Source organism: Brevibacillus antibioticus (assembly GCF_005217615.1).
In the GTDB taxonomy this organism is placed as follows: Bacteria; Bacillota; Bacilli; order Brevibacillales; family Brevibacillaceae; genus Brevibacillus; species Brevibacillus antibioticus.
Genome location: NZ_SZNK01000001.1, coordinates 1,136,780 through 1,162,257 on the forward strand (window position 1 = coordinate 1,136,780; position 25,478 = coordinate 1,162,257).

24 protein-coding genes are annotated in these 25,478 nt (G+C 47.7%); all 24 read left to right on the top strand.

Annotated features, from left to right (window positions below; all coding sequences use genetic code 11):
* Positions 1–21: 21 nt before the first annotated feature.
* The 24 genes from E8L90_RS05735 to truB all read left to right on the top strand — a co-directional run bounded on the left by E8L90_RS05735 (position 22) and on the right by truB (position 25,477).
* A complete protein-coding gene (locus tag E8L90_RS05735; protein ID WP_137028377.1) occupies positions 22–1,440 on the top strand; it encodes a DUF342 domain-containing protein in 1,419 nt (472 codons plus the stop codon).
* A 46-nt stretch (positions 1,441–1,486) separates the two neighbouring features.
* On the top strand, positions 1,487–1,825 hold the full coding sequence (locus E8L90_RS05740; protein WP_137028378.1) for a hypothetical protein: 339 nt from the start codon (positions 1,487–1,489) through the stop codon (positions 1,823–1,825).
* Positions 1,826–1,848: 23 nt separating this feature from the next.
* A complete protein-coding gene (locus E8L90_RS05745) occupies positions 1,849–2,373 on the top strand; it encodes a DUF6115 domain-containing protein (RefSeq protein ID WP_137028379.1) in 525 nt (174 codons plus the stop codon).
* Complete coding sequence (locus E8L90_RS05750; RefSeq protein WP_137028380.1) at positions 2,348–3,043, top strand: DNA polymerase III subunit gamma/tau; 696 nt, start codon at positions 2,348–2,350, stop codon at positions 3,041–3,043. The genes E8L90_RS05745 and E8L90_RS05750 overlap by 26 nt, the downstream gene beginning before the upstream one ends.
* Positions 3,044–3,288: 245 nt before the next feature.
* Positions 3,289–3,999, top strand: coding sequence for a 30S ribosomal protein S2 (gene rpsB, locus E8L90_RS05755; protein WP_088908088.1), 711 nt, complete (start codon positions 3,289–3,291; stop codon positions 3,997–3,999).
* Positions 4,000–4,135: 136 nt separating this feature from the next.
* A complete protein-coding gene (gene tsf, locus E8L90_RS05760) occupies positions 4,136–5,023 on the top strand; it encodes a translation elongation factor Ts (RefSeq protein ID WP_137028381.1) in 888 nt (295 codons plus the stop codon).
* A 159-nt stretch (positions 5,024–5,182) separates the two neighbouring features.
* On the top strand, positions 5,183–5,905 hold the full coding sequence (gene pyrH / locus E8L90_RS05765; protein ID WP_137033282.1) for a UMP kinase: 723 nt from the start codon (positions 5,183–5,185) through the stop codon (positions 5,903–5,905).
* 2 nt (positions 5,906–5,907) lie between these two features.
* Positions 5,908–6,465, top strand: a complete 558-nt coding sequence (gene frr, locus E8L90_RS05770; protein WP_137028382.1) for a ribosome recycling factor — start codon at positions 5,908–5,910, stop codon at positions 6,463–6,465.
* Between the two features lie 66 nt (positions 6,466–6,531).
* Positions 6,532–7,302 (top strand): isoprenyl transferase, encoded by a 771-nt coding sequence (locus E8L90_RS05775; protein WP_137028383.1) that lies wholly within the window; start codon positions 6,532–6,534, stop codon positions 7,300–7,302.
* 17 nt (positions 7,303–7,319) lie between these two features.
* Positions 7,320–8,105 carry a phosphatidate cytidylyltransferase gene (locus tag E8L90_RS05780; protein WP_137028384.1) on the top strand — a complete coding sequence of 262 codons (786 nt, stop codon included), beginning with the start codon at positions 7,320–7,322 and terminating at the stop codon, positions 8,103–8,105.
* 40 nt (positions 8,106–8,145) lie between these two features.
* Positions 8,146–9,294: a 1-deoxy-D-xylulose-5-phosphate reductoisomerase gene (locus E8L90_RS05785; RefSeq protein WP_137028385.1), complete on the top strand. Its 1,149-nt coding sequence runs from the start codon at positions 8,146–8,148 to the stop codon at positions 9,292–9,294.
* 43 nt (positions 9,295–9,337) lie between these two features.
* On the top strand, positions 9,338–10,603 hold the full coding sequence (rseP, locus tag E8L90_RS05790) for an RIP metalloprotease RseP (protein ID WP_137028386.1): 1,266 nt from the start codon (positions 9,338–9,340) through the stop codon (positions 10,601–10,603).
* Between the two features lie 55 nt (positions 10,604–10,658).
* Positions 10,659–11,741 carry a flavodoxin-dependent (E)-4-hydroxy-3-methylbut-2-enyl-diphosphate synthase gene (ispG, locus tag E8L90_RS05795; RefSeq protein WP_015891719.1) on the top strand — a complete coding sequence of 361 codons (1,083 nt, stop codon included), beginning with the start codon at positions 10,659–10,661 and terminating at the stop codon, positions 11,739–11,741.
* A gap of 43 nt (positions 11,742–11,784) precedes the next feature.
* The gene (locus E8L90_RS05800) at positions 11,785–13,530 is read left to right on the top strand and encodes a proline--tRNA ligase (protein WP_162309132.1); all 1,746 of its coding nucleotides are present in this window, start codon (positions 11,785–11,787) and stop codon (positions 13,528–13,530) included.
* 116 nt (positions 13,531–13,646) lie between these two features.
* Positions 13,647–17,951: a PolC-type DNA polymerase III gene (locus tag E8L90_RS05805; RefSeq protein ID WP_137028388.1), complete on the top strand. Its 4,305-nt coding sequence runs from the start codon at positions 13,647–13,649 to the stop codon at positions 17,949–17,951.
* Positions 17,952–18,118: 167 nt separating this feature from the next.
* The gene (gene rimP, locus E8L90_RS05810) at positions 18,119–18,577 is read left to right on the top strand and encodes a ribosome maturation factor RimP (RefSeq protein ID WP_137028389.1); all 459 of its coding nucleotides are present in this window, start codon (positions 18,119–18,121) and stop codon (positions 18,575–18,577) included.
* A gap of 53 nt (positions 18,578–18,630) precedes the next feature.
* Positions 18,631–19,722: a transcription termination factor NusA gene (nusA, locus tag E8L90_RS05815; protein WP_137028390.1), complete on the top strand. Its 1,092-nt coding sequence runs from the start codon at positions 18,631–18,633 to the stop codon at positions 19,720–19,722.
* 2 nt (positions 19,723–19,724) lie between these two features.
* On the top strand, positions 19,725–20,015 hold the full coding sequence (gene rnpM / locus E8L90_RS05820; protein ID WP_048033422.1) for an RNase P modulator RnpM: 291 nt from the start codon (positions 19,725–19,727) through the stop codon (positions 20,013–20,015).
* Positions 20,012–20,311, top strand: a complete 300-nt coding sequence (locus E8L90_RS05825; RefSeq protein WP_137028391.1) for a YlxQ family RNA-binding protein — start codon at positions 20,012–20,014, stop codon at positions 20,309–20,311. The genes rnpM and E8L90_RS05825 overlap by 4 nt, the downstream gene beginning before the upstream one ends.
* Before the next feature lie 21 nt (positions 20,312–20,332).
* The gene (gene infB, locus E8L90_RS05830; protein WP_137028392.1) at positions 20,333–22,900 is read left to right on the top strand and encodes a translation initiation factor IF-2; all 2,568 of its coding nucleotides are present in this window, start codon (positions 20,333–20,335) and stop codon (positions 22,898–22,900) included.
* Complete coding sequence (locus E8L90_RS05835) at positions 22,900–23,181, top strand: DUF503 domain-containing protein (RefSeq protein ID WP_137028393.1); 282 nt, start codon at positions 22,900–22,902, stop codon at positions 23,179–23,181. Before infB ends, E8L90_RS05835 begins: the two co-directional genes overlap by 1 nt.
* Positions 23,182–23,207: 26 nt before the next feature.
* Positions 23,208–23,573: a 30S ribosome-binding factor RbfA gene (rbfA, locus tag E8L90_RS05840; protein WP_007719226.1), complete on the top strand. Its 366-nt coding sequence runs from the start codon at positions 23,208–23,210 to the stop codon at positions 23,571–23,573.
* Complete coding sequence (locus E8L90_RS05845) at positions 23,563–24,558, top strand: DHH family phosphoesterase (RefSeq protein ID WP_137028394.1); 996 nt, start codon at positions 23,563–23,565, stop codon at positions 24,556–24,558. The genes rbfA and E8L90_RS05845 overlap by 11 nt, the downstream gene beginning before the upstream one ends.
* Positions 24,551–25,477: a tRNA pseudouridine(55) synthase TruB gene (gene truB / locus E8L90_RS05850; RefSeq protein ID WP_137028395.1), complete on the top strand. Its 927-nt coding sequence runs from the start codon at positions 24,551–24,553 to the stop codon at positions 25,475–25,477. Before E8L90_RS05845 ends, truB begins: the two co-directional genes overlap by 8 nt.
* The last annotated feature ends 1 nt before the right edge of the window (position 25,478 follow it).

Genomic DNA, 25,478 nt, shown 5'->3' on the forward strand with positions numbered 1-25,478 from the left:
CCCAAGCTTGAGAGGGGTAGAATGATGGAAGGGATCGGGAAATATAAATTAGAAGTAAGAATTTCAGCTGATAAATTGGAGGCCGAACTACTTCTACGCATGGACGAACAAGATATCGACGAAATTGTCGTCTTGGAAACAGATGTATACAAAGCATTACAAGCAAGCAATGTGAAGTATGGAATTCTCGATGATGTAGTTCGGGACTTGTGCACCTTACCCGCGAAGTATGCGAACGCGAGAGTAAAGGTTGCTCAAGGGATTGCACCAGAGGCCGGAACCGATGGGACGATCGAGTACCCCTATTTGGCAACTATTAATGAAGGGGAAGGTCCAAAAGAGCTAGAGGATGGCCGAGTTGATTTTTATAATGTGACGACAATCCCTAATGTAGCAAAAGGACAACTCTTGGCTCGTAAAATATCAGCAAGCCAGGGACAACCAGGTACAGCAGTTACCGGAGAGCCCATCGCTCCCAAAGCCGGCAAGGAAATAAACATGAAGCCTGGGAAAAATGTTGTGCTCAATCAAGAGCGGACGATGCTTTACGCCGCTATTGACGGACAAGTCTCCTTTACGGAACAGGCAAAAATGAACGTATTTCCCGTATTTGAAGTAAACGGGGATGTTGATTTTGGTGTTGGCAATATTGATTTTGTGGGAACGGTGGTCATTCGCGGGAACGTATTGAATGGCTTTCGCGTAAAGTCATCAGGAGATATACGCGTACTTGGCAGTGTAGAAGGGGCCGAGTTGTACGCGGAAGGCTCCATTGAGATCAAAAGCGGGATTGTTGCCCAGGACAAAGGCTGCATTGTTGCGGGGAAAGATGTCCGGACATCCTTTATCCAAAACGCTAATGTGACGGCTGGCAATCAAGTGATTGTTTCACAAAGCATCTTGTTCTCAACCATACGAGCCGGAAAGCAAATCATTTGCAAAGGGTCAAAAGGCTTCATTATAGGCGGTGTGCTGCAGGCTGGGGAAAAGATTTCTGCACGAGTATTTGGGAACAGCAGCGCCACTCCTACGATACTCGAAGTAGGAGTAAAACCGGAATTAAGACAAGAGTTGGCAAACATTCAAAAAGAACTACAAAATGTGTATGAAAATTTACGCAAAACAGATCAAGGTCTTGGCGTTATGAATCAGATCCTCCAAGTCAGCAAAGAACTTCCAGCAGACAAGCGTCTCATGCAAATCAAGCTAACCAATACTCGTTTGGTTCTGGAAAAAGAAAGCAAGGAATTGGAAGCACGCAGAAATGATATTGAACTCGAGCTGAAAGGGGAAGGCCCAGCAGCTATTGAGGCATATCATGTGATGTATCCAGGAATCAAAATGACGTTTGGAAAACTGGTGCACTTTATCAAGCACGAGTATGCGAGAACGCGATTTATTGTGCTGGATGGTGAAATTAGCACAGCAACTCTTATCTAATCTAGGCTGCTTACATACATAGTGTGACAAAGGGAGTTGGGGCCATATGAGTTTGAAAGCGGTTGAATTGCAGGTGGCAATACCACGCACGCTAGAAGTCAGCCGAATTCAGGAGCATCAGCAACAACGAACCATGCATGAACAACAATCAATGATTGATCAGCGAAGAGACCTGGATGAACATATGCGCCAGCGCCCGAACGATCTTGAGCAATCACAAAAGAACCAAATACGCGAACGAGAAAAAAAACAAGGACAGCAAGAACATCAGGACAAAAAAGAAGCCACTGGGAGCCAATTGTCCGAATCGAGCGAAGGTGTATCTACGAATGCTGATCTCATGAGAGATCCATTGCGTGGACGTATTATAGATATTTCTTTATAAACGAAGTTAAGCCAGAAATAAAGGTGGACAACATGGACGTAGTGTATCCCATCCTGATTGGAGCAGGAATGATCAGCATGCTTCTTGCTTTTATCATTAAAAAGAAGCAGCCTGTTGACTCCTTTTCCTCATTACCGACACAACGCACGACGGACAAGGACGAGCTCGAAAAGAGCGTGCAGCGTCTTCAGAAACAGGTCAAGCAAGAAACCAATCTTCTTGCTGCTGAATGGCAAGAAATGAGAGCGGACCTTCTCGAGGATATCGATAGTTTGCGCAAGCGATTAGACAATATGGAAGAACAATGGGAAAAGAGTGCAAGTCAAAAGCAAGAAGCTCCAAAGGATACGAATAGGATAGAACCAGCGCCTAAAGTCCAAGAGGCGGATATGCTCGTACTGCGAGAACGGTATCGCCGTGCCTTTGAGCTGAGTAAAGAAGGTTTGTCTCGGGATGAGATCGCAAAACGACTCGGTGCCGGCAGAGGGGAAATCGATTTGATCTTTTCCTTGGCTGATAGGCATGAGCGAGGTCTTGCCGATGCGTAAACAAGAGCTATTATTTGGATTTGGAGCAGGACTGATTGTGGCTACCTCCATTATCGGACTGTTAGCGCCCAAGCAGACTGCGCAAGCACCAGCCTTGACAGTAGATCAAATGAAAGTAGCTGCACAAGAACTGGAAATGGTCGTACTTACAGCAGAAGAATACAAGCAGTGGCAGGAAGAAAAAAAAGTGAATGTACAGCCAGCTCCTAGCGTGCCTAAGGCGCCAGTTTCGCCAAAGGTAGGTCAAACAGTGGCGCCTGTGTCAAAGCAACCGCAGACGCCAACTGTACAGCCTACGACACCTGCAGCTTCAGCGGAACAAAAGGTGATACCGCCAACAAATCCAGGGAGTAAGGACGTTCAGCCTACTTCAACCGTACCGAATACGCAGACACCAACGTCACCCAATACGGTGGCACCTAAAGCTCCGACAGTGGAAGCACCTGTAGTAGATAAGAAGGTATCTTTCACTGTTCCTTACAAAGCAACTGCAGAGGATGTAGCGCAGATTCTCGTAAAGGAAGGAGTCCTTCCTGCCGAGAATCAATTTGTGGCCCAGCTACGTGCGAGCGACAAGCTAAATCGTATTCGAGTCGGTACCTATGAAGTGTCGACTGCGTCTAAGGAAGCAGACATCGTCAAATTGATAACAACGCCGCCTAAAAAATAGGCGGTTTTTTCAATGTAACGAAAAATGTATGTTTGTCGTCTGCCAAAGGGTCAAAACTTTTTTTACGAAATAAATGGAATTCGTTTGTTGCAATTGAAACTCCCATATGATATATTCATTTACGGTGTTGAAATCGCACGTCCACCAATTCCGGCAACGGTGCTGCCTAATGGCAGAATTGCTTGGAACATGCGGTGTGACGGAGGTAGGCATCACAAAAACCATTTTTGAAGGAGGTGTGAAATATGGCAGTAATTTCGATGAAACAATTGCTCGAGGCTGGTGTACACTTCGGTCACCAAACTCGTCGTTGGAACCCGAAAATGGCTCGCTATATCTTCACCGAACGTAACGGAATCTACATTATCGACCTGCAAAAAACCGTTAAAAAAGTAGAGGAAGCGTACAACTTCGTACGTGATCTCGCTCAAGACGGCGGAAAAATTCTCTTCGTTGGTACGAAGAAACAAGCACAAGAATCCGTTAAAGAAGAAGCAGAACGCACAGGTCACTACTTCATCAACCAACGTTGGTTGGGTGGTACTCTGACAAACTTCACAACCATCAAAAAACGTACAGCTCGCTTGGCTGAGCTGAAGCGTATGGAAAACGATGGTACTTTCGCAGTATTGCCTAAGAAAGAAGTTATCGTTCTGCGCAAAGAAATGGATCGTCTGGAAAAATTCTTGGGCGGTATCGCTCACATGGATAAACTGCCTGACGCTCTGTTTGTCATCGATCCTCGTAAAGAGCGCATCGCTGTAGCAGAAGCTCGTAAATTGGGTATCCCAATCGTTGCGATCGTAGATACTAACTGCGATCCAGATGAAATCGATTATGTGATCCCAGGTAACGATGACGCAATTCGCGCTGTGAAATTGCTCACTGCTAAAATGGCAGACGCTCTCCTGGAAGGAAACCAAGGTACAGAGCAACAAGCAACAACAACTGCGTAAGCATGTGTGTTAAAGGGTGGACTGAGGGTGTCAGAACCCCCGTCCATCCTTTTTTGCTGAATAGCGTCGCCGAGGTTAACAGGTGACTTGCTTTTCGATTATAATAGATCGTAACTTTTCGAGGAGGTTTCACTCAATGGCAATTAGTGCACAAGCGGTTAAAGAACTGCGCGAACGTACAGGCGCAGGTATGATGGATTGTAAACGCGCGCTGGAAGAAACAGCAGGCGACATGGAAAAAGCAATTGACTTGCTCCGTGAGCGCGGCGTAGCGAAAGCAGCGAAAAAATCCGGTCGTATTGCAGCTGAAGGTTTGACTGCGACAGCGGTAGCTGGAAACGTTGCAGCAGTTGTAGAAGTAAACTGCGAAACTGACTTCGTTGGTAAAAACCCTGAGTTCCAAGCACTCGTAAAAGACATCGCTGAGCACGTTGTATCCCAACGCCCTGCATCTGTTGAAGAAGCTCTGGAGCAACCTTTCAAAGGTGCTGGTGAGACTTTGGCTCATGTAATCAACGAGAAAATCGCGACTATCGGAGAAAACATCTCCTTCCGTCGTTTCGCACTCTCCGAGAAAACAGACAACGGCGTTTTCGGTGCTTACCTGCACATGGGTGGTCGTATCGGCGTTCTGGTTACTTTGGAAGGTACACAAGACGAAACAATGGCTCGCGACCTGGGCATGCACGCAGCAGCGTCTAACCCACGTTTTGCTAACCGTGAAGAAGTTTCCGCTGATGAGATCGAGCGTGAGCGTGAAGTTCTGAAAAACCAAGCACTGGCTGAAGGCAAACCTGCTAACATCGTTGAGAAAATGGTAGAAGGCCGCCTCTCCAAATTCTTCGAAGAATACGTACTGGTTGAGCAACCATTCGTAAAAGATACTGACAAGAAAGTAGCTGTTCTGTTGAAAGAAGCGGGCGCTACCTTGAAAGGATTCGCTCGCTTCCAAGTAGGCGAAGGTATCGAGAAGAAACAAGAAGACTTCGCAGCTGAAGTAATGGCTCAAGTTAATAAGCAATAATAAAGATTATAGGGAACACCTTTGTGTTCCCTATTTTCAAAGCGAGAGTTTCACTTTGTGTGAAACTCTCTGCATGTAAATAGCAGTGTGTACCTGTTCCCAATTAGAAGGAATGAAGACTGGGCACAGAGAATGATTCATGAATGGAGGCCGTTTCACATGCCACTTCCTGCCTATAAACGGGTTGTGTTAAAGTTGAGTGGGGAAGCTTTGGCGGGGGACTTAGGGTATGGGATTGACCCAAAGGTAATTTTCTCCGTCGCTAACCAAATCAAGGAAATCGTAGAATTGGGTGTACAAGTCGCAGTAGTCGTCGGAGGAGGTAACATCTGGCGCGGACTTTCCGGTAGCTCTAAAGGAATGGATCGGGCAACAGCCGATTACATGGGGATGCTGGCCACAATTATGAACTCACTCGCCTTGCAGGATGGGTTAGAAAAAGTGAACGTCCCGACTCGTGTTCAAACCTCGATTGAGATGAGGCAGGTAGCAGAACCATACATACGCCGTCGTGCCATTCGTCATTTGGAAAAAATGCGCGTGGTCATCTTCGCTGCCGGTACTGGTAACCCTTACTTTTCAACGGATACGACTGCTGCTCTGCGTGCAGCTGAGATTGAAGCGGAAGTAATCCTGATGGCGAAAAACAAGGTTGACGGTGTGTACACTGCAGACCCAAGTCTTGACCCAGATGCGAAGAAGTACGACCAGTTGACATTCCTGGAAGTGCTGAATAAAGGTTTGGGTGTCATGGATTCAACAGCGTCCAGCCTGTGCATGGATAACAGTATTCCGTTGATCGTCTTTAACATTTCTGAAGAAGGCAATATTCGTCGGGCAGTAATGGGCGACAAAATCGGCACTCTAGTGAAAGGGGAATAATTATGCCACAAACTGTGCTAAAAGACATGGAAGATCGCATGAATAAAGCGATCAATGCTTTGAAAAGAGACCTGTCCAGCCTGCGTGCAGGTCGCGCGAACCCAGCGATGCTGGAGCGTGTTACAGTAGACTATTACGGCACTCCTACGCCGATTAGCCAATTGGCAAACATCAGCGTACCAGAACCTCGTATGCTGACAATCCAGCCTTGGGATAAAACGGCGCTCAAAGAAATTGACCGTGCGCTGCAACAATCAGATTTGGGAATTTCTCCATCCAACGATGGCGTGATTATCCGCCTGATGATTCCTCCACTCACAGAAGAGCGTCGTAAAGAGCTCGTGAAGCTGGCAGGAAAAGGTGGAGAAGAAGCAAAGGTAGCCATTCGTAACATCCGTCGTGATGCAAACGATGAAATCAAAAAGCTGGAAAAAGCTGCTACCATTTCTGAGGACGATTCCCGTCGTCATCAAGAAACGATACAAAAATCGACGGATAAATTCATCGCCGAAGTTGACAAGGTTGTTAAGGACAAAGAGAAAGACATTTTGGAAGTATAGGTAATGGTAATCCCCCTCGATTGAGGGGGATGTACGTCTATATCTCTCATTACGGGGGAACACTTTATGTTAGAACATCTGGTGCGCAAATGGGGTCGCAAAGAAAAGCAATCGGAGCCAGCCGAGTTGGATCGTTCCGGTAAGATTCCGGAACATGTCGCGATTATTATGGATGGCAACGGTCGTTGGGCCAACAAGCGCAGTTTACCCCGGGTTGCCGGGCACCGTGCAGGAATGAAAGCAGTAAAGGAAGTAGTCAAGGCTGCAGACGAGATCGGCGTGCGTTATATGACGATGTACGCATTCTCTACCGAAAACTGGAAGCGTCCACGTGATGAAGTGGATTTTCTCATGAAACTTCCGCAGGAATTTTTGTCGACAGAATTGGATGAATTAATAGAACGTGGTGTCCGCATACGCATGCTGGGCAGTAAAAACGAGCTGCCTTCTCATACGCTGAAAGCATTGCTGGAAGCCGAAGAGAAAACGAAGAACAATAGCGGTCTTCAATTGAATTTTGCTCTGAATTACGGTGGGCGAGATGAACTCGCGAAAGCATTTTCAGTAATGGCAGCACAAGTAAAAGCAGGTGAGCTTCAACCAGAGCAATTGACTGAGGAATTAATATCGAGCTACCTGTATACAAGCGAAATTCCCGATCCAGACCTCTTGATTCGTACAAGTGGAGAGATTCGCTTGAGTAATTTTATGCTGTGGCAATTAGCGTATACAGAATTATGGTTTACGGACGTGCTATGGCCTGATTTTACCCGTGAACATTTTTATCAAGCAATCGTGGAATACCAAGGCCGAGCTCGTCGCTACGGGGCGGTATAACCGAGAGGTGGAATCAGTTGAAGCAACGTATAATAACAGGCCTGATTGGCGGGGCTGCTTTTCTATTATTGATGTATGCTGGTGGCGTTTGGTACTCACTATTAGTGTTTTTACTGGCTGTCATTGGCTATTTTGAATTTATGAGAATGGCTGGCATTCAGTCATTTTATTTGGCAGGATTGCTCGGATATGTATTGATGTTAAGCATTTTGTGGCCGTCTCTATTATTTTCGGATTGGCTCAGTATCAGCATGCCGGATCTGATGCTGCCCGTCATCCTGCTCTTGTTGATTTACTCCGTTTTACGGAAAAATCAGTTTCACATTGAACACGTCGCCCTTACGGTGGTGGGGGCGTTATACATAGGCTATGGTTTTACTTATATGGCCGCTACCCGAAACCTACCAGAAGGATTCATGCTGACGGTCATGGTCATAATGGGAATCTGGTCGACTGATTCGGGCGCCTATTTTGTCGGAAAAGCAATAGGTAAGCGTAAACTGTGGCCAGAAATAAGTCCAAACAAGACGGTGGAAGGGGCCTTAGGAGGTCTCGTCGCTTCTGTCTTGATTGTTCTTTCCATCAATGCAAGCTTTGGACATTTTGCAATTGATCAGGCTTTGACCATCGCACTTGTTGCGGGGATCGTCGGGCAATTGGGGGATTTGGTTGAGTCGGCTTTCAAGAGACATTTCCATGTAAAAGATTCAGGACAACTCATTCCGGGTCACGGGGGCGTTTTGGATCGCTTTGATAGTTTTTTGCTCGTCTTTCCGGTTCTACATCTATTAGGTATTGTCTAAAACCTTTTGCATATAGAAAGAGATATAGAGGGTGAAATCCGTGAAAAAAATAGCGCTCTTAGGTTCAACGGGGTCAGTTGGAACGAGCACGCTTGATGTCGTAGACCAGCATCCTGAGGATTTTTCGGTGGTGGCTATGGCAGCTGGAACAAACGTCGATCTATTGACACGCCAGGTGGAAAAATTCAAGCCCGAGCTCGTTTCTGTGGGAAATGAGAAGGCTGCCGTTGAACTGCGAGATAGATTGGCGGGTAAGTCTCAACCAGAAATCGTTTACGGGGCGGAAGGATTGGAACTGGTTGCCCGTCATGAAGCTGCCAATTTCGTTATGACCGCTGTCGTCGGCAGTGTAGGGGTCGCACCTACACTCGCTGCGATTGAGGCGGGAAAAACAATTGGACTGGCCAACAAAGAGACACTGGTGAGCGCTGGCCCTATCGTCATGAAACGAGCGAAAGAAAAAGGCGTATCGATTATTCCAGTAGACAGCGAGCATTCAGCTGTCTACCAATGTCTGCAAGGGGAGCGTAAGGAAGATGTGGCGCGGGTCATTTTGACCGCTTCAGGAGGTTCCTTCCGTCATCTCTCTCGTGAGGATCTACAGCAAGTGACAGTAGAGCAGGCATTGGCTCATCCGAATTGGAGCATGGGTGCAAAAATTACCATCGATTCTGCTACCATGATGAACAAAGGTTTTGAAGTGATCGAGGCTCATTGGCTGTTCGATTTACCTTATGAGCAAATCGAATGCGTATTGCATTATGAAAGTATCATTCACTCTATGGTAGAATACAAAGACAGAGCGGTCATGGCCCAACTCGGTACGCCGGATATGAAGGTTCCGATTCAGTACGCCATGAGCTATCCCATCAGAAAAGAACTGCCTACGGAACCACTTGATTTAGTCAAGATTGCCACGCTTCATTTTGCAGCCATGGATTATGAGCGTTATCCTTTGTTAAAATTAGCGTATGAGTGCGGCATGGCAGGAGGTACACATACCGCAGTACTGAATGCAGCCAATGAAGTCGCAGTTGATAGGTTCTTGAAGGGAGCGATCCGTTTTTTGGACATCGAAAAGGTCGTCCGAAAAACGTGCGAAGCTCACCCTGGTGTAGCGAGTCCAGAGCTTGCAGATATTTTTGCAGCTGATGAGTGGGCACGCTCTTATGCGCTCGTCTCCATCTAAGGATTATGAGTGTTAGATACTTGACAGAAAGGTGGCTGTTCACTTGCCTTTGCCCAACCTGGATTCCGTTGAATCAATTCTCGCGATTGTCGTTGTATTTGGGGTACTTGTCTTTGTGCACGAACTAGGACACTTCCTTCTGGCGAAGAAGGCAGGGATCTTATGTCGTGAATTTGCACTGGGAATGGGGCCAAAAATTTTTCGCGTGAAGCGGGGAGAAACGGAATACACCTTACGCCTGTTACCCATCGGCGGTCTCGTTCGCATGGCGGGAGAAGACCCGGAGATGGATATGTTAAAACCGCACATGGAGGTAAGCGTGGAGCGGGATGCGTTAGGAAAGGTCACACATATTTTGCTCGATGGGCCAAGTTCTGGTTCTGCTCGTGCGATTACTGGTACGGTGGTACAATTTGATCTGGAGCAAAATTTAAATATCGTGCTTGAACTGGATGGAGAGCAGAAGACGTTTGCTGTTCATCCACAGGCTCACCTGGTCAAGGATGGACAAGAAGTACAGATTGCCCCTCTGAACAGACAGTTCAAAGGCAAGACAGTTTCACAACGTTTTTGGGCGATTTTTGCAGGACCTGCAGCCAACTTTTTGCTGGCGTTTGTTTTGTTTATCGTGATCGGCTTCTTGTACGGCGTACCGAATAGTAGCATTCTGGGGAATGTGATCCCGGGAGGACCTGCTGCTGCTGCTGGATTATTGCCAGGTGATAAGGTGATTGCGATTCAAGGTCAGCCTGTATCCTCGTGGAAAGACGTTATAGAGAAGATTAGCAAAGCGCCGGACCAACAATTAACAGTTGAGTACGAGCGCAATGGCCAGCGTATGACTGTGCCTGTGAAAGTAGGGAAAGACGAGAACAACGTGGGCAAAATCATGGTAACTAATGCAACCACGTTTGCCCCAGGAGAAGTTCTCAAATACGGTGCAACCTCCACGTACGAGTTTACAATGATGATCCTGAAAAGCTTGGGAATGCTCGTGACGGGTGAATACGGACTGAAGGACTTGAGTGGTCCAGTCGGTATTTTCAAGATGACGGGAGAGGTTGCGCAACAAGGTATGGCGATTCTGTTGAAATGGGCTGCTGTATTGAGCATTAACCTTGGGTTGTTCAATCTGTTGCCACTGCCAGCCTTGGATGGCGGTCGTCTCGCCTTCTTGGGAGTAGAGGCGCTGCGCGGTCGACCTGTTGACCCGCATAAAGAAGGAATGGTTCATTTCTTGGGCTTTGCCTTTTTGATGTTGCTGATTTTGGTAGTGACTTGGAATGATCTGCAACGATTGTTCTCCTAATCACGTACTAACACGATAGAAAGATAAACAGACATACGTAAAAGGATGGTGCAAAATGTTCAAGCGCGAGGAGACGAAACCGGTTTTTGTAGGTGGAGTGCAAATCGGGGGCCAAAAAAGCGTCGTCATCCAATCGATGACGACAGCAGACACACGTGATGTAGAAAAAACTCTGGCCGAGATTCAGAGACTGCACGATGTCGGTTGCCAAATTGTTCGCTTGGCCGTCATCAATGAAGATGCAGCCCGTGCCATCAAAAAAATTAAAGAACGCTCCCCGTTGCCGCTTGTTGCCGACATTCATTTCGACCACAAGCTGGCATTGATTGCACTGGAGAGCGGGATTGATAAAATTCGGATCAACCCAGGAAACATTGGGTCGAAAGAAAAAACGCAACGCGTAGTGGAAGCGTGCCGTGAGCGCAATGTTCCGATCCGTATCGGGGTCAACTCCGGTTCTGTCGAGAAAAGACTTTTGGATAAATACGGTTACCCTTCTCCTGAAGCAATCGTAGAAAGTGCGATGGACCACGTGCAAATTCTCGAAGACTTGAATTACGACAACATTGTCATTTCCTTGAAGTCTTCCGATGTTCCAACAATGATCCAAACCTATTCGTTGATGGCACAGAAACGCAACTATCCGCTGCACGTCGGTGTAACAGAAGCAGGTACTCAGTTCTCCGGCAGCATTAAGTCTTCGGTTGGAATCGGAACGGTATTGTCGATGGGCATTGGTGACACGATTCGCGTATCCCTGACGGCTGATCCTGTTGAAGAAATTAAAGTAGCGAAACAAATCCTTCGCAGCTTGGATATCGTGAATAACGATCCAGTGGTGATTGCATGCCCATCTTGCGGTCGATGCGCAATTGACCTGATCGGCTTGGCAACCAAAGTCGAGGATGCTGTTTCCACGCTGAAAGTACCGTTAAAAGTAGCGGTAATGGGCTGCGCGGTTAATGGCCCTGGTGAAGCTCGTGAAGCGGATGTAGGTGTGGCCGGCGGAAATGGCGAGGGCTTGATTTTCCGTAATGGTGAAATTGTTCGGAAAGTAAAAGAAACCGAGTTGTTTGAAGAACTGATGAAAGAAATTAACGAAATAGTAAACGAGCAAAAACCTACAACTGTAGGATAATGCACGTTGATTGCTGATAAGGCATAAGGAGGACACGCACGTGTTGAAGCAAAGTCAAATGTTGATCCCTACCCTGCGGGAAGTGCCATCCGACGCGGAGATTGCCAGCCACAAGCTGCTGCTCCGCGCTGGTATGGCCCGCCAACTGGCTTCCGGTATTTATACGTACCTGCCCCTGGCGCTCCGTTCCCTGCACAAAATCCAAGCGATTGTGCGTGAAGAAATGAATAATGCTGGGGGACAAGAGCTGTTGATGCCAGCGATGCAACCAGCTGAGCTGTGGCATCAAACGGGTCGCTGGGATGTATATGGTCCCGAGCTCGTTCGCCTGCGTGACCGTCATGATCGTCCTTTTGCCTTGGGTCCAACCCACGAAGAAGTCATTACGAGTCTCGTGCGTGATGAGATTAACTCTTACAAAAAACTCCCGATCAACCTTTATCAAATTCAAACCAAGTTCCGTGATGAAGTACGTCCACGCTTCGGTTTGATTCGTTGCCGCGAGTTTATTATGAAGGATGCTTACTCTTTTGATACGTCACAAGAAGGTCTCGATCGCAACTTCCAGGCGATGTACGATGCGTACACGAACATCTTTACCCGAGTAGGCTTGAACTTCCGTGCAGTAGAAGCGGATGCAGGTGCAATCGGCGGAAAAGGCACTTACGAATTCATGGCGTTGTGCGACATAGGGGAAGACACGATTGCTTATTCGGAAGAAGGCGATTATGCGGCCAACTTGGAAAAGGCAGAAGTCGTGTACAAGCCATCCGCGAAGCCAGCAACAGAAGCGCCAGCTCGCGAAAAATTGCATACGCCTGGCACTAAAACGATCGACCAATTGGTACAAGCACTGCAAATCGAAGCAAAGCAAATCATCAAGAGTCTCATTTATCGCGTAGACGACAAGCTGGTTATGGTGCTGGTGCGCGGTGATCATGAGATCAACGAAGTGAAGCTGAAGAACTTGTATGATGCGACGATCGTAGGATTGGCTTCTGAAGCGGATATCGTTTCGGTAACAGGAGCGCCAGCAGGATTTGTTGGCCCAGTTGGCATTGATCCTGAAAAAGTGGAAATCATCGCGGACAATTTTGTTCAAGATGTGTATGATGGTGTTGTCGGTGCCAATGAAACAGACTATCATCTGACACACGTAGCTGCTGGCCGTGACTTTACGGTTTCCCAGTACGCTGACTTGCGAAACATTACCGAAGGCGACGAGTGCCCTCGTACAGGTGGTGTTATCAAGTTCGCCCGTGGTGTAGAAGTCGGTCACGTATTCAAGCTGGGTACGAAATACTCCACTGCGATGGGTGCTACGTACTTGGATGAGAACGGTCGCAGTCAACCGATGATCATGGGCTGCTACGGAATTGGAGTATCTCGTACAATTGCGGCAGTGATCGAGCAGAATAATGATGAAAATGGTATCATTTGGCCAGTATCTGTTGCACCTTTCCATGTGCATGTGATTCCGGTAAATGTTAAAGTAGAAGAGCAACGTCAAGTTAGTGAACAAATTACAGAAGCACTGCGCAAGGCTGGCGTCGAGGTTTTGTTTGACGATCGTCCTGAGCGTGCTGGTGTGAAGTTTAAAGATGCCGATTTGATCGGATTGCCTCTGCGTATTACAGTTTCCGATAAAGCGGCACAAGAAGGAACAGTGGAAGTGCGTATCCGCAAAAACGGTGAAACACATGATGTGAAGCTGGATCAATTGGTCGATGAAGTGAAAGGTCTCCTATCTCGTGTTGACCAAACCGGAGCTGCGTTGTTCGGTAACTAGTTGCATGCAGGAATAAGAAGGATTTTGTCGAATTTCTACGGGGTACTCCCCCAGATTAACGGGGAGTACCTCTTTTTCTTGTTTGAACGCTCACTTATAGGGAAGGTGGGAAAACCGTGGACCGTTTACAAGAGCAAAAACATCGCTTCTCCCTATTGGTCAAGCAAATGGAAGTTCCTGACGAATGGGTGGAGCGATTTTTTCTTGATGCTCAAATTGAAAAGTTAGAGCTGTATAAGCAAAACAAAGAATGGGTTTTTCACTTTGCCCTCCCGAGAATGATACCTGCGGATGTTTATTCAGCTTTTACTAAGCGATTGACGCATACATTTTCACATTTAGCCAAAGTAGATACCCGATTTCGCTATCACCAAAAGCCGTCTCTCGATCACGTAGTCGAAGAGTATTGGGATGTTTTGCTGGCGGGGCTGGAGCCAACTTTGAACTCCTTGGCAGTTACGATGCGTCAAGCGCGTAAGCAAGTCGACCAACAGGAAGTCAAGGTGTACTTGCCAACAGAGATGTCCGTTGAGGTTGCCAAGCGAAAACGAGCGGATAATGAGCTTTTGGCTGCTTTCCAGAAAGCTACCGATTCCTCGATGCGCTTTACTTTCCATGGGGAAGAAAGCGATGACGCGTACAAGGCCTTTGAGGAGCAACGTAAAGAAGAAGAACGTGCTCTCGTCGAAGTAGTGATGACGGCTGTTCAACAGGAGAGCAAATCGTCTGATAAAGCTGAGGCTGTCACTACGCTCATGATGGGGTATGAAATCAAAGATGCGCCGATCCCGATTTGCGAGATTCAAGATGAGGAACGCCGTATCGTCATCCAAGGAACCGTATTTAACGTTGAAGTAAAAGAGCTTCGTAGTGGACGTCATTTGCTCACGTTCAACGTTTCAGATTATACGGATTCTCTCACGGTGAAGATGTTCTCTCGCGATAAAGAAGATGTGAAAATGCTCGAATTGCTGAAAGACGGCATGTGGGTGAAAGTACGGGGAAGTGTACAGCATGACACATTTGTACGCGATCTCGTTATGAATGCCAATGATTTGAACCAGATTGAGCAAGTCATTCGCAAAGATCAAGCGGAAGAAAAACGTGTCGAGCTCCATTGTCATACGCCGATGAGTGCGCTTGATGCTGTTGCATCTGTAAAATCACTGGTTTCGACGGCAGCCAAGTGGGGCCATAAAGCCATTGCTGTTACTGACCATGGTGTCGTGCAGGCTTTTCCAGAGGCGTATTCCATCGCCAAAAAGAACAACATCAAATGCATTCTCGGTATGGAAGCGTACGTAGTCGAGGATGGCATCGATATCGTTTACAACCTGCAAGCGGACAATAATCTTTCCATTGATGAAAATACGGAATACGTTGTGTTTGATACGGAGACAACGGGTTTAAACGCGTCAGAGCATACAATCATCGAGATCGCTGCTGTTAAAATGAAAGGCTCGGAAATTGTCGACCAATGGACGGAGCTGATTGACCCGCAATTGGTTATTGGGCCAAAGACAACGGAGATTACGGGTATTACCAACGAAATGCTCCGCGGGCAAGAGACACTGGATGTGGTACTTCGCAAGTTCAAGGATTTTTCTGGTGACGCCATCCTGGTTGCACATAATGCAGAGTTTGACAAAGCGTTTATTAACGCGTGCGCCAAACGGATTGGCATGGAGCCATGGACCAATCCATTTTTAGATACACTGCCGCTAGCGCGCTTGATGTACAAGGGAATGCGCAATTATCGTTTGGGATCATTAGCGAAAAAGTTTAACGTCGAGCTCATTAATGCCCACCGTGCGTTGGATGATACGGTGGCCTTGGCTCACGTGTTCCAGCAAATGTTGAAGGACATAAAAGAAGCGGAAATCAAATCGCTCGCTGAACTGAATGAAAAAAGCAACGAAGAGGCGGATTACAAGAGTGGACGTCCATTCCATGCGACGATTCTCGTGCAAAATAAAGAAGGTCTCAAAAACCTGTACAAGCTCGTAAGTCGCTCCCATGTGGAAACATTCTTCCGTTGGCCACGAATTCAGCGAAGCCAGCTGACCAAATACCGCGAAGGCTTGCTAATTGGTACGGCATGCAAAGACGGAGAACTCATGCAAGCGATTCTCCGCGGTAAGTCACCTGAAGAGTTGAAGGAAGTTGCTGCTTTTTACGACTTTTTGGAATTACAGCCGGTCGCTCATTACTCGCCGCTGTTACGTAATGAAGAAATTCCTTCGCTGGAAACGATGAAAGGCTACCATGAAAAGATCGTCGACATGGGAAAAGAGCTCGGCAAGCTGGTCGTTGCTACAGGGGATGTGCACTTTCTGAATCCTCAGGATGAGATCTTCCGCGATGTATTCTTACTGTCAAAAGGTGATCCAACCGCAGGCAATCAGCCGCCGCTTTACTTTCATACAACGGATGAGATGCTGGAGGCGTTCTCCTTTTTGGGAGAAGAGACCGCAAAAGAAATTGTCGTGACGAACACAAATGCCATCGCGGATATGATTGAGGATATTAGTCCGATTCCAGACAAGCTGTACACGCCGATCATTGAAGGGGCGGACGATGAGCTGCGTCAAATGTGTTATGACAAAGCAAAGTTGTTGTATGGCGAGCCATTGCCCGAACTGGTCGAGCATCGCTTGGAAAAAGAATTGAACAGTATCATCAAGCACGGCTTCGGTGTGATTTATTTGATTTCGCAGCGCTTGGTAACGAAATCGTTGAATGATGGTTACCTGGTAGGTTCACGTGGATCTGTAGGCTCGTCTTTTGTTGCGACGATGTCTGAGATTACAGAGGTAAATCCATTGCCTCCTCACTATCGCTGCCCAAATTGCAAGCACAGCGAGTTTATTACAGATGGTTCAATCGCCTCTGGGTTTGACTTGGAGGATAAAGCATGTACACAATGTGGAACTATGTATGCCAAGGACGGCCAGGACATCCCGTTCGAGACGTTCCTCGGTTTTAAAGGAGACAAGGTACCGGATATTGACTTGAACTTCTCTGGTGATTATCAGCCGCGTGCACACAAGTACACACAAGAGCTGTTCGGAGCGGATTTCGTATATCGTGCAGGAACGATTGGTACAGTTGCGGAAAAAACAGCGTATGGCTACGTGCGCAAGTATGCGGATGAGCGTGGAATGACGTTGCGTAATGCGGAGATATCCCGGATTGTCAACGGCTGTACGGGTGTAAAAAGGACGACAGGACAGCATCCGGGTGGTATTATCGTAGTTCCAGACTACATGGAAATTGAAGACTTTTGTCCGATTCAGTTCCCGGCTGATGATAATGAGTCAGAATGGCGCACAACCCATTTCGACTTCCACTCGATTCATGACAACTTGCTAAAACTCGATATTCTGGGACACGACGATCCGACCGTCATTCGTATGCTGCAAGACTTGACGGGAATGGACCCGAAGACGATTCCACTGGATGATAAAAAGACGATGTCCATCTTCAGTACGACCGAAGCGTTGGGGGTTACACCTGAGCAAATAGGTACGAACATGGGGACATTGGGCATACCTGAGTTTGGGACTAAATTCGTACGTCAGATGCTAGAAGACACCAAACCGACTACGTTTGCCGAGCTTGTTCAGATTTCTGGACTCTCTCACGGTACGGACGTTTGGCTGAACAACGCGCAGGACTTGATCCGCAACGGTACTTGCAAGCTACCAGATGTAATTGGTTGTCGTGACGATATCATGGTGTATTTGATCTATAAAGGGCTAGAGCCATCCCGTGCTTTTAAGATCATGGAGTCCGTTCGTAAGGGTAAAGGGGTTCCTGAGGACGATCAAGAAGAAATGCGCAATAACAATGTGCCAGAATGGTATATTCAGTCGTGCCAGCGGATCAAGTACATGTTCCCGAAGGCGCATGCGACTGCCTACGTCATGATGGCTGTACGGATCGCCTATTTCAAGGTTCATCGCCCATTAGAGTTTTACGCGACGTATTTCACTGTTCGCGCAGATGACTTCGATATTCCGCTGATGGTCAAAGGCTCAGCGGCGATCAAGCAAAAGATTGAGGAGATTGAGGGCAAGGGACACGATGCACAGCCTAAAGAAAAGGCATTGCTGACGGTCTTGGAGATGGCGTTGGAGATGATAGAACGCGGCTTCCGTTTTGTCAACGTTGATTTGTACAAATCGGACGCTACGCGTTTCTTGATCGAAGGTGATACTCTCATCGCTCCATTCAACGCCCTGCCTGGTTTAGGGACGAACGCAGCAATCAGTATCGTGCAAGCGAGAGAGCAAGGAGAGTTTTTGTCCAAGGAGGACCTCCTATCCCGATCACGGATCTCCAAGACCATTTTGGAGTTCTTGGACGAGCAAGGTGCTTTGCAAGGATTGCCAGAATCCAACCAGCTATCCTTGTTCTAAGGCGTGCAGTCAAGGCTCACAGTCATCCAAAGGTTGTCAGCAGAGGGCTGTTATGCTATAATTTTTTTGGAAATACTGGTTTTATACGCATGGCAGAACGAGAGTGGGGAAACCCACTCTTTCTTTCTGGCTACACCTCATGGTTCAAACGAGAAGGAGGTACTTGCTTGAGCAAGGTAACAGGCATCGTCACTGAACTCGTCGCGCCCATTGTTGAAGAAGTGGGCCTGGAGCTGGTTGACATCGAGTACAAAAAGGAAGGCAGCAACTGGTTTCTGCGCGTGTTTATCGACAATGAAACTGGCAACATCGACATCGATGACTGCCGCCTTGTCAGCGAGAAGCTGAGCGAAAAACTAGACGAAGTAGATCCCATCCCTACGGCATACTTTTTAGAAGTATCTTCGCCGGGTGCTGAGCGCCCATTGCGCAAGGATAAGGATTTCACGAAAGCTGTCGGCAGAAATGTGCATATCACAACAAAAGAGCCAATAGAAGGTGCAACCACGTTCGAAGGCGAACTGGTATCCTATGAGGATGGCAAGCTGACAGTAAAAGAAGCAAAGAAAACGTATGTAATTTCCCAAGAGCAAATTGACACAGCTAGAATGGCAATTATTTTTTAGTTGTCTCGGTCTGTGTTTGCCCGTGGTTAGTAAAGGAGGAGGCAACGAAAGTCATGAACGGCGATTTTATCGAGGCTTTAGAAGCCATTGAGAGAGAGAAAGGCATCACCAAAGACGTACTGATCGAGGCCATCGAAGCGGCTCTTATCTCTGGATACAAACGTAACTTCAACTCGGCCCAAAATGTACGGGTGGATGTAAATCGTCATTCAGGTATGGTGCGTGTGTTTGCGCGGAAGAGCGTAGTCGAAGAGGTTTTGGATCCGCGCCTGGAGATCTCTCAAGAAGCAGCACAAGAAATCGATCCTAACTTCCGTCTGGAGGATATCGTAGAAATCGAGGTAACGCCTCGTGATTTCGGTCGTATTGCCGCTCAGACAGCGAAGCAAGTGGTTACACAGCGCATTCGTGAAGCGGAGCGCGGTTTGATCTACAGCGAGTTTATTGAGCGTGAAGACGATATCGTAACAGGCGTCGTTCAACGTATGGACGCTCGCAATTATTACATTGATCTGGGTAAGGCTGAAGCTGTTATGCCGATCACAGAAAAAATGCCATCCGAAGATTTTAAATCACAAGATCGCGTGAAGGCATACATCATCAAAGTAGAGAAAACCACTAAAGGACCGCAAATCGTCGTTTCCCGTACTCACCCGGGGCTCTTGAAGCGCCTCTTTGAATTAGAAGTGCCAGAAATATATGACGGCGTGGTTGAAATCAAGTCTGTTGCCCGTGAAGCGGGTGATCGCTCGAAGATCGCTGTGCATTCCATCAACGGAGATGTAGATCCAGTTGGAGCATGTGTTGGTCCAAAGGGCATGCGCGTCCAAACGATCGTTACGGAGCTGAAAGGCGAAAAGATCGACATTGTTCGTTGGTCTGAAGATCCTGCCGAGTATGTAGCCAATGCACTCAGCCCTGCAAAGGTGTTGCATGTTGAGGTTAACGTAGCGGAGAAGGTTACACGTGTGATCGTTCCTGATTATCAATTGTCTCTGGCGATTGGTAAGCGCGGTCAAAACGCGCGCCTGGCAGCCAAGCTGACTGGCTGGAAGATCGATATCAAGAGCGAGTCCCAAGCCGACCAAGAAGGCATCGCTTATCCAAAAGAAGTAGAGAGCGATGAAGGGACGGACAACGAATAATCATGAAGCAAAAAAAGATCCCGTTGCGTAAGTGCATTGTTTGCCAAGGAATGTTTCCGAAAAAGGAATTAATCCGCGTGGTCCGGACGCCAGAAGAAGAGATCGTCATTGATCTTACTGGAAGGGCGGCGGGACGCGGTACCTATGTGTGTCGGCAGGAAAGCTGTCTGAAGCCGGATGCGTTCGCATCGGGAAAATGGAAAAAAGTGCTGGAACGTGCCCTCAATATGTCCATCTCCCAAGAAAAGTATGATGCTTTCCGTGAGAAATGGTTGGAGATGATGGGAAAATGATCCCAAAAGCAGCACAACTACTCGGATTGGCGATGCGTGCGAGAAAGATCGTTACCGGAGAAGAACTGGTCATTACTGCTGTTCGTAATGGGCAGGCCCGCCTGGTATTGCTCGCATCAGATGCATCAGACAATACCGCCAAGAAAGTAAAGGATAAATGTTCCTATTACGGTGTCTCATGTGTAACCACTGGCGACCGACATTCATTGGGACACGCAATCGGAAAAGATGGGCGCGTTACCGTGGCGGTAACCGATGGGAAATTGGCCGAAAGCATTCAGCGTCTGCTCACCTAACTTAGAAAGGGTGAAGTATATTTGAAGACACGTGTGTATGAGTATGCCAAACAGCACAACATGAGCAGTAAGGAAATCCTAAATTTGCTAAAACGATTGAATATAGAAGTAGCAAATCATATGAGTATCATGGAAGAAGGGACGATCAAAAGGATCGAGGATCACATGGCCAAATTGCGTTCTGGTGCCAAACCGGAGCAGCGTAATACGCCAAGTGATGTAAGACCCAAACAAACGGAAGATCAACGACGCCCCAACGACTCCAGAGGACAACAGAACAAACCCCAGCAACAAGCGGGGCAAGCTCAAATGGTTAGAAATGACAGGCCAAACAGCGATCGTGGAGGAAGTACATCAAACATCAATCGTCCAGCTAACAACAGTGCGAGTGCCAATTCCGATCAGCAAAGTCCTCAGCATGGAAAAAATCAGGGGAAGAATCAGGAGAGAAAACCAAACAATATGAGAAGTCAACCCGCAAAGCCGAATGACCGCAAGCCACAAGGTAATCAGCAACGACCACAAGGCCAAGGCCAACAAAGACCACAGAACAATCAGCAACGACCACAAAACCAACAGCGTCCTGCACAACAACCTGTTGCAAATCAAACAGAGGGACGTACAGGGGAAGAATTTGAAGATAAAGTAAATCTCCCATCCAATGTGGGTACAGAAAAACGTGAGAAAATCAAAAAGGGTCCACAGACTCAAAAGACTTTTGAAGATAACAAGAAGAGTCAGCCTTTCCGTGGCGGTGGTAATAACCGCTATAACCAAAATAATCGTCGTGGCAATAACAATCGTGGTGGCCAAAAGGCTCCACGTCCAGTATTTGACCCACCAACAAAAATTACCTTTACCGAGTCTTTGACCGTTAACGAATTGGCTGTAAAACTACGCAAAGAACCAGCAGAAGTCATCAAAAAGCTGTTTAATTTGGGGATCATGGCAACGATTAACCAGTACCTCGATCGTGAAGCCATCGAACTTATTTGCGCAGATTATGGCATTGAAGTCGAAGAGAAAATCATCATCGATGAAACCAACTTCGAAACACTGGAAGAAGTAGATGCACCAGAAAGCCTCTTGGAGCGCCCGGCGGTTGTTACCATCATGGGTCACGTTGACCACGGAAAAACAACTTTGCTGGACGCGATTCGCTCTACAAACGTAGTAGCGGGAGAAGCAGGCGGAATTACACAGCACATCGGTGCGTACCAAGTAGAAATCAAAGGAAAGAAAATTACTTTCCTCGATACACCTGGTCACGCGGCGTTCACAACGATGCGTGCACGCGGTGCGCAAATTACAGATATCACCATTCTGGTTGTTGCAGCGGATGACGGCGTTATGCCGCAAACGATTGAGGCGATCAGCCATGCGAAAGCGGCTAACGTACCAATCATCGTTGCAGTCAACAAGATTGACAAACCAGAAGCAAATATGGACCGTATCAAGCAAGAATTGACCGAGTATGAACTGGTTGCCGAAGAGTGGGGCGGCGAGACGATTTTCTCCCCATTGTCTGCAAAGCAACGTACAGGTATTGAAGAACTGCTTGAGTACATCTTGCTCGTATCCGAAGTACAAGAACTGAAAGCCAACCCAGATAAGCGTGCTCGTGGTACCGTTGTTGAAGCTGAGCTTGACAAGGGACGCGGTCCAGTTGCAACCATCCTGGTTCAACAAGGTACACTGCGCGTTGGTGACCCTATCGTAGTAGGCTCTGCTTTCGGACGTGTACGTGCGATGGTTAACGACAAAGGACGCCGTCTGAAAGAAGCTGGCCCATCTACGCCAGTTGAAATCACGGGTCTGAATGATGTTCCACAAGCAGGCGACCAGTTCCGTGTTTTTGAAGACGAGAAAAAAGCCCGCGCGATCGGGGAAGCACGTGCTTCCAAACAGCGTGAATCCGAACGTCGCGAGAGCTCCCGTGTATCTTTGGATGACTTGTTCCAACACATCCAAGAGGGCGATATCAAAGAGCTGAACCTGATTGTTAAAGGTGACGTACAAGGTTCTGTAGAAGCTCTGCGCGGTTCTTTGGAAAAAATCGATGTCAACGGTACACGTGTGAAAATCATTCATACAGGTGCTGGGGCGATTACGGAATCTGATGTTACGTTGGCAAATGCATCGAATGCGATCATCATTGGCTTCAACGTGCGTCCTGAACCAAATGCACGCAGCATGGCTGAACAAGAGAAGATCGACATTCGCCTGCACCGTGTCATCTACACTGTAATCGAAGAGATCGAGTCTGCTCTCAAAGGTATGCTTGATCCAGTCTTCAAAGAAAATATTATCGGTCAAGCCGAGATTCGTGAAGTGTTCAAAGTATCCAAAGTCGGAAACATCGCTGGTTGCTATGTGACTGAAGGTAAATTGAGCCGCGATGCTGGTGCGCGTTTGATCCGTGAAGGCATTGTGATTTATGAAGGCAAACTTGATACCCTCAAGCGCTTCAAAGATGATGCGAAAGACGTTGCAGCTGGCTATGAGTGCGGTCTGACTTTGGAACGCTTCAATGACCTCAAAATCGGCGATGTCATCGAAGCATTCGTCATGGTTGAAGTGAAACAATAATGATAGCAGGTGTGCAGATTGAACTGTTTCTGCCCGCTAGCCAAAACCTGAAAGAAAAACGGGCCATCGTCAAAAGTCTGATCGGCAAGCTGCGGAGCCGATTTAACGTCTCCGCGGCAGAGGTGGCTTATCTCGAGCAATGGCAGCGTACCGTGTTGGGTATCGCTGCCGTTGCTAATGAGATCTCTTTTTTACAACAAGAAATGCAGGCTGTCATACGATTCGTGGAAAACCATCCAGAGGCAGAGTTGATTCGAGTGGATACGGAATACTACGAGTAAAGAGCAGCCAGCGGAGGTGAAAATCGATGAATAAAACACGAATCAGCCGCGTAGGCGAAGAAATCAAAAAAGAATTGAGCCTCGTATTGCAGCGTGGACTCAAAGATCCTCGTGTCGGTTTCGTAACGGTAACAGATGTTGAGGTAAGTAGTGACCTGCAATTGGCAAAGGTTTTTGTCAGCATTTTTGGCAGTGAGGAAGAGCGTAAAGCTTCTCTTGCAGGTTTGACAAAAGCAAAAGGTTATTTGCGTACGGAGATCGGGAAACGCGTAAAGCTGCGTCACATTCCTGATTTTGTATTCAAGCTGGACGAGTCCATTGACTACGGCAGCAAAATTGAATCAATCCTGCGAGAAATCTCCACAGAGGGAGAGAAACAGGATGAATCCTAATCAAATGGCAGTACAGGAAGCGGCGCGCTTTATGCAGGAGCACGACCGCTTCCTGGTTCTTTCTCATGTAAGTCCTGACGGAGATGCTACAGGATCTGCTTTGGGAGTCGTTCTCATGCTCGAGCAATTGGGGAAAGAGTATGTGGTTGTAAACGAAGGGGAAACGCCGAGCAAGTTTAACTTCTTGCCGCGGTTTGACCGTCTTTATAACCAGCGCAAACAACCACTGAACGAGACGTTCGGGGCCGTAATCGCTGTAGACTGCGCGGATGAGTCGCGGATGGGCGATGTACGGTCTTTATTTGCGTCTGGCGCTGCTTTGCTGAATATCGATCACCATCCGACCAACGATCATTTTGGAACAGTAAATCTGGTTCGGCCAGATGCAGCCGCAACAGCAGAGATTTTGTTTGATGTTGCAGAAGCAGCAGGGGTTTCTTTCAATGAAGAGCTTGCGCTGTGCATCTACACCGGCCTTCTGACGGATACAGGTGGTTTCCGCTATTCCAACACATCGCCGCGCGTCATGGAAATCGCTGCTCGATTACTCGGTTACGGTGTAAAGCCAGGAGACGTAGCAGAGCGGTGTCTGGAGGAAATCACTTTTGCCCATGTGAAAGTATTGCGACGTGCTCTCCAAACCTTGCAACTGTCCCATCAAAATTTGGTTGCCTCCATTACTGTTTCAGCCGCAGATTTTGCCGAAGTGGGTGCCGAGCGAGAAGATGCTGGTGGATTGGTGAATTACTGCCGCAACATTGAGGGAGTTGAGGTCGGCGTTTCTTTTGTGGAAGCGGAACCGGGAGTGATCAAGGTGAGTATGCGCGCTCGTGATCGGGTTGACGTAGCTGTTATTGCGAAGCAGCTCGGTGGCGGTGGGCACGCAAAAGCAGCAGGATGCACAATCAAAGGACCACTTTCAGAAGTACAGCAAAAAGTATGGACTGTGCTGGACGATGCAGTAGGAGTGAAATTCAATGAGTAACGTGAACGGCGTGCTGGTTATCGACAAGCCAGCTGGTATGACCTCTCATGATTGTGTAGCACGTATTCGTCGATTGTATGGAACGAAAAAAGTGGGGCATACGGGTACACTGGATCCAGATGTGACGGGTGTACTCCCCATTTGTGTGGGACACGCAACCAGGCTAGTTGAATATTTGCAAGAGCTGCCTAAGCGCTATGATGTAGTCATGCGCCTTGGCTCTACAACCACGACGGAAGATGCCTCCGGAGAAGTGGTGGAGCAAGCTAGCGTAGATGCAGCATCGATAACGACGGAGCGTATTCAAGCGCTGTTCGAATCCTTTTTGGGTGAAATGGAACAGGTACCTCCGATGTTCTCAGCGGTAAAGGTAAACGGCAAGCGTTTGTACGACCTGGCTCGTGAAGGCACCGTGATTGAGCGGCAGGCACGGAAAGTGACGTTGTATGAGCTGACACTTCATAAGATCAGCGTGGATGGGGACACTGTCGATGTTTCATTCACGTGCACGTGCTCCAAAGGCACATACATGCGCACCTTATGTGTTGACCTCGGACGCGCTCTGGGTTATCCTGCCCATATGAAGCTGTTGCGGCGAATAAAAAGCGGCCCGTTCCAGGAGCAAGAGGCAATCCCCCTCCAGCAAATTGAGGAACAGGCAGCAAACGGGGAAGACATTTCCCACCACTTGGTCTCCATCCCTCAGGCAATCTCGTTCTTACCTTCGTTTCAGGTCAAGCCAGAACGGATCAAAGCAGTACGCAATGGACTTGCGACTGCGCTTCCGGGCGTCACTGCGGAGGAAGGAAGTTTGATTTGCTTGTTTGCGGGGGAAGAATTACTTGGCATCCATCGCGTATGCCGTGGAGACAAAGGACTTTTCGCCAAACCAGAAAAAGTCTTTCCAGCCGAGGTGTAAT